The organism is Providencia sp. PROV033 (assembly GCF_028484855.1).
Taxonomy (GTDB): domain Bacteria; phylum Pseudomonadota; class Gammaproteobacteria; order Enterobacterales; family Enterobacteriaceae; genus Providencia; species Providencia alcalifaciens.
This window is the reverse complement of record NZ_JAMPSW010000133.1, coordinates 1-6809: the sequence shown is the minus strand read 5'-3', so window position 1 is coordinate 6809 and position 6809 is coordinate 1. Positions and strand designations below refer to the sequence as shown.

At 43.6% G+C, this 6809-nt stretch carries 7 protein-coding genes; 1 reads left to right on the top strand and 6 read right to left on the bottom strand.

The annotated features are described in order from the left end of the window. Positions 1-400: autotransporter outer membrane beta-barrel domain-containing protein (locus PSF16_RS15995; RefSeq protein WP_272689654.1), on the top strand; the 400-nt coding region annotated here is incomplete at its 5' end. 58 nt (positions 401-458) lie between these two features. Here PSF16_RS15995 and PSF16_RS15990 read toward each other — a convergent pair. The 6 genes from PSF16_RS15990 to ugpB form a co-directional block, all read right to left on the bottom strand. After that, positions 459-1418 (bottom strand): Rpn family recombination-promoting nuclease/putative transposase, encoded by a 960-nt coding sequence (locus PSF16_RS15990; RefSeq protein WP_036978163.1) that lies wholly within the window; start codon positions 1416-1418, stop codon positions 459-461. A 209-nt stretch (positions 1419-1627) separates the two neighbouring features. Then, complete coding sequence (ugpQ, locus tag PSF16_RS15985; RefSeq protein WP_006658521.1) at positions 1628-2371, bottom strand: glycerophosphodiester phosphodiesterase; 744 nt, start codon at positions 2369-2371, stop codon at positions 1628-1630. After that, on the bottom strand, positions 2368-3438 hold the full coding sequence (locus tag PSF16_RS15980; protein WP_006662509.1) for a sn-glycerol-3-phosphate import ATP-binding protein UgpC: 1071 nt from the start codon (positions 3436-3438) through the stop codon (positions 2368-2370). Before PSF16_RS15980 ends, ugpQ begins: the two co-directional genes overlap by 4 nt. Positions 3439-3440: 2 nt before the next feature. Beyond that, entirely contained in the window at positions 3441-4286 is an 846-nt protein-coding gene (ugpE, locus tag PSF16_RS15975; protein ID WP_272689653.1) for a sn-glycerol-3-phosphate ABC transporter permease UgpE, read from the bottom strand. Next, entirely contained in the window at positions 4283-5170 is an 888-nt protein-coding gene (ugpA, locus tag PSF16_RS15970; protein ID WP_272689652.1) for a sn-glycerol-3-phosphate ABC transporter permease UgpA, read from the bottom strand. Before ugpA ends, ugpE begins: the two co-directional genes overlap by 4 nt. A 68-nt stretch (positions 5171-5238) precedes the next feature. After that, complete coding sequence (gene ugpB / locus PSF16_RS15965) at positions 5239-6552, bottom strand: sn-glycerol-3-phosphate ABC transporter substrate-binding protein UgpB (RefSeq protein WP_272689651.1); 1314 nt, start codon at positions 6550-6552, stop codon at positions 5239-5241. Between the last annotated feature and the right edge of the window lie 257 nt (positions 6553-6809).

Sequence of the window (6809 nt, the reverse complement as noted above, 5' to 3'; positions counted from 1 at the left end):
TGCTGGATTTAACTGGTTACATGTCACCAGTGACAATCTGCATGAACAAGTGGGTAATATGCAATTCACCACTAAAACTGACAACCAAGATATCCAAGTTGGTACTGTCGGTTTACGTGGTGGCTACCCATTCGCCGCGGGTAACGTTAATTTAGCCCTGAAAGGCGATGTTTCAGCCAGCCACTTATTTGGTGATAATCGCCCTGAAGCCATGCTGTTCTTATCAGATACTGGCGAAGCCAAAATCCGTGGCGGTAAGCTGGATAATCTGTTTGGAATTGGCTTAGGTATTGATGCTCAACTTAACAAATCGACGACTCTCGGCGTATCTTACCAAGGTCAATACAACAGTGATGTCAACTCAAGTGGTGTGAATGCGACATTAAAAATTAACTTCTAATACAATAGATTGAAAAAGGGCAGAGTTCACTGTTACGTTAACTCTGCCCTGTATTATTTTAGCGCATAGCTTGTATTTCAGAATGTGGTAACCCTGTAATTTTACTGATAATGTCAATACTTAAGCCAAGGTCCAAACTGGTAATAACTTGAGTGTAAGTTCGCTGTCTAGCTATCGCTTGCTCCTCTTGCCGAGCTTCTTCTCTTCCTTCTGCTTTTCCTTCTTCTCTACCTTTTATTAAGCCTTTTTCTAACCCTTCATTTCTTAAACGGTCAGCAATCGTCATGACAGTCTCCTGATACCCTTCGGTTTGTTCAATTAATGTTTTGACTATCTGAGTGTATGTCGGGGTATCCATCACACTAAACAGATAGTTAATGATTAAAATCACATCATCACGGTGGTTTTCATTCTCACTAATCACCTGAGCTAAACGCTCGGATAGCACTATCAGGTCATCCCTCAATGTAGAATGTTTAAGCACGAGCTCCATTGCAGCAACTTTTCGGTGATTCACAATTTCATCGTCACTCGCTACCGTCACGTCCACCAGCGGCAATGGATTGCAATAGAGGTCATAGGCTAAATCTGCCCACGGAAAACAATCAGTCCATACCTGTGAATAGGGATAAGGCGACTGTTTCCCATGATAAAACAAGATAGGTACCACCAGTGGTAATGCGTTATTTCCTTGCTGCAAATGTTGGTTCATTGCACAGAATGCATAGTGCATAAGCCGCCATCCCATCAGCTTATCGGGGGTAGATTGATGTTCAACTAATAGGTAGAAATACCCTTTTCCCTTGAGAGTTTGAACAGAATAAAGCATATCTGAAAAACGAGACCGCAAGGTTTTATCGATGAATGAAGCACTCGCTAGCTTCAGTGTATCCAAATTACAAAGTGGTTTAATGCGGTTCGGAAGATAGATTTCAAAGAAATCTCGCGCATTATCGACTTTGCTCATAAAACCTTTAAAAGCCGAATCATGAGGTCTAGCAATGAGCTGCATTGTCATATCGACTGCCATCCTTATCCGTGTGATGACGAGATACTAACCAATATTTTCAAGAAAAAGGAAAAAAGTTAATCCTAATTACCGATAATCACTTGACAAACTAACTCATTGTTTTTAATTGAATAAATTACTTATTTACACAATGGAAAAGCTCCCCCAATAAGCAATAGGCTTATTGGGGGAGCTTTAAAAACAAAGGGATTGCTGTTCTACTTTACAGGGAAGTTTGGACCGATTAGATCAATACGATCGGTACAAATTGCATCCACCCCCCAGTCTAATAATAATTTAGCGCGATCAGGGTCATTCACGGTATACACCAAAATAAATAAGCCAGCACGTTTCAAAAGATCAACTCGCGCTTTATCCAGTAAAATGTGGTCCAAATGAATAGACACACAATCTAAGCGCCCCGTGAGTTCTCGCCAATCTTCACGCCACTCTTCGAGTAGTAAACCGCGTGGCAATTCGGGGGCAGCGGCCTGAGCCGCTTCAAGGGATTCAATTGAAAATGAAGAGAGTAATGGCGCTGTTTGCCCCTGCCACCATTGACGAGCAGCGAGAGCCACCACAGTTCCTGTTTCGGTTTCTAAGCCCGTTGTGGGTTTAATTTCGATGTTTGCCATCATGTTATGTTGCTGGCAACGCTCCGCGACTTGTGACAGCAATGGCAAGGGTTCATGAGCAAACTCTTGGCTATACCAGCTTCCCGCATCTATTTTGATTAGCTGACTCCAATCGAAATCCCCCGCAATACCATGCCCATTACTGGTGCGCTCAAGGGTATCATCATGAAGCAGAAAAATTTGACCATCGCGGGATAATTTAGCGTCAAACTCAATCATCGTATGACCATATTTTGCTCCGACATCGATGGCGGCAAGGGTATTCTCAGGGGCTAATTTTCCACCACCACGATGAGCAACAATTTTAGGATAAGGCCAAAGATTCATAAACGGTGTCCATATTGAGTATCAAAAAAATGCTGATGGGCTTCAGGAAGATGAAGCCATAGTGTTGTACCTACTTGGGGTCGATGTTCATGACCAAGACGTACAATCACTTTTTGTCCAGCCCACTGACCATGCACAAGATTATCGGCACCTAACATTTCGAGTGTGTCGACTTCAAGGGGAATCCCCCCTGATGATTCAGAGCCTAATTGCAAATGTTCCGGTCGGATACCTAACGTTAGCGCATGCCCTACCCACTGTAAATATGTTCTCTCTAGAGGTAATTGCATTCCACCGTTTAATTCAAAACATGCGCCATCAGTACTTATTTTTCCTTCCAACAAATTCATCGCGGGGGAACCAATAAAGCTTGCCACAAAACGGCTAGCAGGACGTTCATACACCTCGACTGGTGAACCAATTTGCTCTGCGATGCCTTTATTCATCACCATCACTCGCTGAGCCAATGTCATCGCTTCCACCTGATCATGCGTGACATACAAACTGGTAGTTTTTAAACGTCGATGTAGTTGCTGTAGCTCAAGGCGCATTTGCACGCGTAATTTTGCATCGAGGTTAGAAAGCGGTTCATCAAACAAAAATACCGCAGGATCGCGGACAATCGCACGCCCCATAGCCACCCGTTGACGTTGACCGCCAGAGAGCTCTCTAGGCTGGCGCTTTAATAAACCATCAAGTTCTAAAATACGGGCTGCATCCTGTACTTTTTGACGAATGATTTCTTTCCCAAGCCCGCGAATTTTTAATCCCCACGCCATATTTTCTTCAACACTCATATGAGGATAAAGCGCATAATTCTGGAAAACCATCGCAATACCACGCTCTTTTGGCTCCAATTCCGTCACGCGTTTTCGGTCAATCCAAATGTCCCCACTGGTCACTTGCTCTAGCCCTGCCACCATGCGTAATAACGTGGATTTTCCACACCCTGAAGGTCCCACCATAACAATAAATTCGCCATCGGCGACATCTACCGTAAGCGGCTTAATGACTTGATTTTTTCCGTCCCAACTTTTGGTGACGGCTTGAAGCTTTAATTCTGCCATGGTTATTTCTCACTATCGACTAAGCCACGTACAAAAGCACGCTGCATCGCTAATACAACAAGAATAGGAGGAATGAGTGTCAGCAGCATTGCTGCCATCACTTGGTTCCATTGTGTTGTCCCTTCTCCAGAAGCAATCATGCCTTTGATCCCAGCCACTGCTGTTCCTAAACTCGGGTCTGCGACGATCAAAATCGGCCACAAATACTGATTCCAACCGTAGATAAACGTGATCACAAATAGTGCGGATAAGTTTGTTTTAGACAATGGCAATACAATGTCGCGGAAAAAACGCATTGGGGAGGCACCATCAATACGTGCGGCTTCAATTAACTCATCCGGCAACGTCATAAAAAATTGACGAAACAAAAAAGTGGCAGTGGCTGATGCCATCAACGGTAAGGTTAACCCAGAGTAACTATCCACCATGTTTAAGCTGGAAATGACCTCTACAGTAGGAAAAATACGGACTTCTACAGGCAACATTAACGTAATGAAAATCATCCAAAAAAATAGACTACGGCATGGGAAACGGAACCAAACAATCACAAACGCTGATAGCATCGAAATCGTGATTTTTCCTATCGCAATTACCAGCGCCATAATGGCGCTATTCACCAGCATTAACCAAAATGGTGCACTGTTTGCTGCGACGCCGTTATTCCAGATATAGGTCAGGTTTTCCCATAAATGGGTACCAGGGATCAGCGTTATCGGAGTATCAAAAACCGCTTTATCGTCCAGCGTCGCGGCAACAAACGCCACATACAGTGGAAATAAAATCACCAAAATTCCAAGTATCAGCATTGAGTGACTAAATAGGCTCAACCCTCGATTTTTTTCAATCATTGGTAACGCACCTTACGTTCGATAAAACGAAATTGAACTACCGTTAAGATGACCACCAATCCCATCAAAATGACTGACTGTGCTGCGGATGAAGAGAGATCGAGTCCCGAAAAACCTTCACGATAAATTTTATAAATGAGTGTTGTGGTTGCTTGTACGGGTCCCCCTCCCGTTGCCGCGTCAATCACCGGAAAGGTATCAAAAAAGGCATACACCAAATTCACGACCAGTAAAAAGAAGCTGACAGGGGTAATCAGTGGTAAAGATATTTTAAAGAAGCGTCGAATAGGACCCGCACCATCGATTGCAGCGGCTTCCATCAGAGATTTAGGAATCGACTGCAACGCAGCAAAGAAAAACAAAAAGTTATAACTAATTTGTTTCCAAACTGACGCTAGAACCACTAAAAACATGGCTTGCCCACTGTTTTGTGCATGGTTCCAATCATACCCAATCGCCTCCAAACCATAGGTGATTAATCCTCTTCCTGGGCTAAAGAGAAACATCCATAACACCGCCGCCACAGCGGGAGCTACTGCGTAAGGCAACAGCATCAATGTTTGGTAAAAACGACTCCCTCTCACCACATAGTCAACTAACGCAGCAAAAAAAAGTGAAACCACTAACCCACACCCCGCGACCCACGCGCTAAAAATCATCGTGGTATAAAAAGAGTCGACATAATAGCTATCGCTAAAGAGTTGAGTGAAATTTTCCAATCCCACAAATTCACTGGATAATCCAAAAGGATCAATACGTTGTAGGGAGTACCATAGGGCTTGCCCTGCGGGCAAAATAAAGAAAATGACCGTAATGATTAATTGCGGCAATACAAGGACATAAGGCAACCAGCAGGAGCGAAATACGGGACGAGATGATGACATAAGCAACCCAATAAATCAGATGTGATGCAGCGCCCCTCTGCATGCCATCAGAGGGGCGAAAGGACTCATTACTGAGTGGATTTTTCAAAGCGGCGTAATAATTGGTTACCCCGTTCAACAGAAGCATCTAATGCTTGCTGTGGGGTTTTCTTACCGGACCATACTGATTCCAACTCTTCATCCACAATGGTACGAATCTGTGGCATGTTCCCTAAGCGTAATCCTTTGGTATAAGGGAGAGGCGCCTTATTGAGCATTTGACGCGTGGCAATATCTGCACCGGGATTTTTGTCATAAAAACCCGACTTTTGGGTTAATTCATACGCCGCAGTGGTAATCGGTAAATACCCCGTATTCTGGTGCCATTTTGCGGCATTCTCAGGCTCAGCAAGGAACTTCATAAATTCCGCAACGCCTTTATAAGTTGCGGGATCTTTGCCCCCCATCACCCATAAACTCGCACCGCCAATAATGGCATTTTGTGGCGCAGTTGGAATTTGCGCGTCGTATGGCATCATACCAACACCAAAATCAAACTTGGCGTGTTTACGGATATTGGCTAGAGAACCGGAAGACCCCGTAATAATGGCACAATCCCCGTTATAGAATTTTTCGGTTGGCTCATCTTTACGTCCTAAATAACTGAACGTCCCTTTCTTATTCATGTCTTGTAGCAGTTCAATGTGCCTTACGTGATCTGGTGTATTAAATGCCAAAACTGCATCCGTACCATCAAACCCATTATTTTTCGTTGCAACAGGTAACCCATTCCATGCACTAAAGTTTTCGATTTGAATCCATCCCTGCCAGCCACTCGCATAGCCACACTTCATTCCCGACTCACGTAATTTTTCAGTGTATTGAGCAAGGTCTTGCCATGTTTTTGGTGGCTCATCTGGATTCAAACCTGCTTTTTTGAAAGCCTCTTTGTTGTAATAGAGAACCGGCGTAGAACTATTGAAAGGTTGAGATAACAGGTGACCTGTTTTTGCGTCGCTGTAGTAACCGGAGACGGTAGGAACAAACTGGGATTCATCGAAATCAATGCCAGCCTCTTTAAAGACTTCATAGACTGGCTTAATGGCTTTAGATGACATCATCGTTGCCGTGCCCACTTCATAAACTTGCAAAATAGCAGGGGCATTACCGGAACGAAATGCGGCTATTCCCGCAGCAAGACTTTGTTCATAATTCCCTTTATAGGTAGGAACCACTTTGTAATCAGGATGCGTTTCATTAAAGCGAGTGACAAGGTCATTCACTTCTTCACCAAGCTGCCCCTCCATTGAATGCCAAAATGGAATTGTGGTGGCTGCTATTCCCTGACAACTAAACGCAAAACCAAGCATCAGTGCTAGAGCCGACTGTTTTATCGATGCCATGTCAATTTCTCTCTTTTATGATGACTAAAATTTATTCGCTGAGATTTACACTGAAATGTGCGAATTCACGCAGCTTATGTTCGAGAGAGAATTTATCACCGAGAAATGACAGAAATATCGCCAATACATGACAGACAGATGACAGCCATATCTCTTGCAAATGACGCTTACATGACAATCGACGTGTTTTATTTTCTCGCTATATTACAAATAAACACGCGATGTAATTTAAAGCATTTTTTTGATTATTGAAAAAT